4 protein-coding genes are annotated in these 3,031 nt (G+C 36.9%); all 4 read right to left on the bottom strand.

Translation table 11 applies throughout. From position 1 onward, the window contains the following. A partial coding sequence (locus AC06OU_RS04935) for an NAD-dependent epimerase/dehydratase family protein (protein WP_475854355.1) occupies window positions 1-652 on the bottom strand: 652 nt, incomplete at its 3' end. Then, entirely contained in the window at window positions 649-1,284 is a 636-nt protein-coding gene (locus tag AC06OU_RS04930; protein WP_475854354.1) for a sugar transferase, read from the bottom strand. The genes AC06OU_RS04935 and AC06OU_RS04930, both read right to left, overlap by 4 nt. Window positions 1,285-1,432: 148 nt before the next feature. Beyond that, complete coding sequence (gene galU / locus AC06OU_RS04925; RefSeq protein WP_475854352.1) at window positions 1,433-2,311, bottom strand: UTP--glucose-1-phosphate uridylyltransferase GalU; 879 nt, start codon at window positions 2,309-2,311, stop codon at window positions 1,433-1,435. Window positions 2,312-2,344: 33 nt separating this feature from the next. Continuing rightward, window positions 2,345-3,031 (bottom strand): polysaccharide biosynthesis protein (locus AC06OU_RS04920; RefSeq protein ID WP_475854351.1); only part of this gene is annotated, 687 nt, incomplete at its 5' end.

Genomic DNA, 3,031 nt, shown 5'->3' with positions numbered 1-3,031 from the left:
CACTTGTCTGAACATATTCACTATTTTGCGGAAAGAATAACCCTCTCTCTTCATTATCAACCATTAATCTAATAAACTCACTTAGGTTATCTATATGCAGCATACTTCTTTGGTTTGTGATATTAGGGAATAACGGGGTTTTTTTAGCTATCATTGAAAGCTTAGGATAATTTCCTTTAGACCCCTTTCCATAAACCATAGGTGGTCTAATAATAACAACTTTGAAATTATCACTTTCTAAAGGTTTAATTCCTACTTCTGCTCCCAGTTTACTATTACCATAAAAGTTACTCGGAGTTGGTATTGTATCTTTATCAATGACTCTCTTATCACTGGTACTATCCCCATATACAATTATGCTACTCATAAAAATAAACTGTTTTACACCTTCTGCTTTTGCTTTTTCTGCTGTTTTTATTGTAAGATCACGATTCACTTTATAATACATTTCTTCCATATTAGGATTTGTTGAAACGTGGGCTATACCTGCTACATGAAACACAACATCATATATTGAAAAGTCTCTTTCCTTCCATGATTCATCTCTTAAACTAATCGAATCTACAGAATATCTATCAGGATAATTTGCCAACCATTTTTCAAGACTTATACCTACATAGCTATTCAATCCTGTTATCAATATTTTTTTCATTTTGGTTTACTCTCCTTTGTAGCAGCAACTTCATTCTTACTGGATGTCCCTGTCCCACCTTCAACAACCCCATCACTCTTAACAACACTAACAATCGTCCCAAAGAAACACTTAACATCCATGCCAAAACTAATCTTCTCAACATACTCCCCATCCAACTTCGCTTTCACCTGAATAGGAAGCTCATCTCTCCCATTAATCTGTGCCCAACCTGTCAATCCAGGTGGGATATTATTCGCTCTATACTTATCACGTTCTGCTATTAAATCATACTGATTCCATAATGCTGGTCTCGGACCAATAATACTCATCTGTCCAACAAAGATATTCCAAATTTGTGGAAGTTCATCAAGTGATGTCTTTCTTAGAAATTTGCCCATTTTTGTTATATAATGCTCTGGGTTTGCCAATAAATGAGTGGGAGTGTCCTTAGGCGTATCTATTCTCATAGTTCTGAACTTCAAAATATTAAAATGAGCCTTATGAATACCAACTCTTTTTTGCTTAAAGAAAACTGGCCCTTGTGACTCCAATTTAATTCCTATAATTAACAATAAGAATACTGGTGATAGAACAATTAGACCGCATAATGAAAGTATGACATCTATTAGTCTTTTAATTCCCATGTACATCTCTGTCACGCTCCTTAATTACTTTAGTCGCTTAGTACTTAATTGGAAATGAAATTCAATATTCAAACCAACTACTAACCTACTAACTTTTAGTTCTATTTAAATCAAAGCCCATTAAATTTGGGCTTCGATTTTGTAATATTAAAATCTACTTAACTTCCACACTATTTAAGAGCTGCTTCAAATACTCAAGCAGTTCCCCTCTTAATTCATCCCTCTCCAAAGCCATCTCCACAGTAGTCTGTATAAACCCAAGCTTTTCCCCAACATCATATCGCTTACCTTCAAAATCATAAGCAAATACATCTTGAACTTGGTTTAATTCTTGAATAGCATCAGTTAACTGTATTTCTCCACCTGCACCAGCTTGCTGTTTATCCAAAAACCCAAAAATTTCGGGAGTTAATACATAACGTCCCATAATAGCGAGATTAGAAGGTGCTGTTCCTTCCTCTGGTTTTTCAACAAAGTTACTAACCTGATAACGTCTACCTTCTTGACCATTTGGATCAATAATTCCATAGCGATGTGTGTTTTCTTTTGCCACTTGCTGAACTCCAATGACAGATGAACCTGTTTCATCATACTGTTCCATTAGTTGTTGAAGACAGGGTTTGTTTGCCTGGACAATGTCATCTCCAAGTAAAACTGCGAATGGTTCATCGCCTATAAAGTTACGGGCACACCATACCGCATGTCCCAATCCCTTGGGTTCTTTTTGGCGTATATAATGTATCTCTACCTTAGAAGATTGATTGATCTTATCCAGTAGCTCGTATTTACCTTTTTCTCTAAGGTTTTCTTCTAACTCAAAGTTACGGTCGAAATGGTCCTCGATAGATCTTTTTCCTTTACCAGTTACGATAATAATATCTTCAATTCCAGATGCAATTGCCTCTTCTACGATATATTCAATAGTAGGTCTGTCTACGATAGGTAGCATTTCCTTTGGCATTGCCTTTGTAGCAGGTAGAAAACGAGTTCCTAAACCTGCTGCAGGAATGATGGCTTTTCTTACTTTTTTCATTGGTTAACTCCTTCATTTGTCAGATAATTGAAATCAGACATGTTCCTTGATCGGTGAATCTACAAATTTATGATTAGCTAGTCCGATTAATGTTTCTTTTAATGTTGCTTTATCCATTTCCGGTAGCTTTTCCATGACGTATTTCAACTCTGCTTCACTTATTGGGTTTGCTTTTCCTACATGGATTTTAGGGAAGATAAATCGACTTTGAATCTCATTGTCATTTAACAGCTCTTCGAATAGTTTTTCTCCTGGTCTAATACCAGAGTATTCGATACCAATTTCTCCTTCTCTAAAGCCGGATAGCTTGATCAGGTTTTTGGCTAAATCTACAATCTTGACCGGCTCTCCCATATCTAACACAAATACTTCTCCACCACTTGCTAGGCTTCCCGCTTGTAAAACTAAGCGTGATGCTTCAGGTATTGTCATAAAGTATCTTGTCATTTCAGGATCCGTTACCGTAATAGGTCCCCCGGCAGCAATTTGCTTTTTAAATAATGGCACAACACTACCTCGTGATCCCAACACATTACCAAAGCGGACTGCAGCAAACTTCGTATTGCTTTCCTTTGCAAGGTTTTGAACGATCATTTCGGCAAAGCGTTTGGTTGCGCCCATGACGTTTGGTGGGTTCACTGCTTTATCTGTAGATACCATCACAAAGTATTCCACACCGAACACATCTGCAGCCTCAGCGATATTCTTCGTTCCAAAAAT

This window comes from Psychrobacillus sp. (assembly GCF_056205495.1).
The sequence above is the reverse complement of the archived record's forward strand: the minus strand, read 5'-3'. Positions and strand labels throughout refer to the sequence as shown.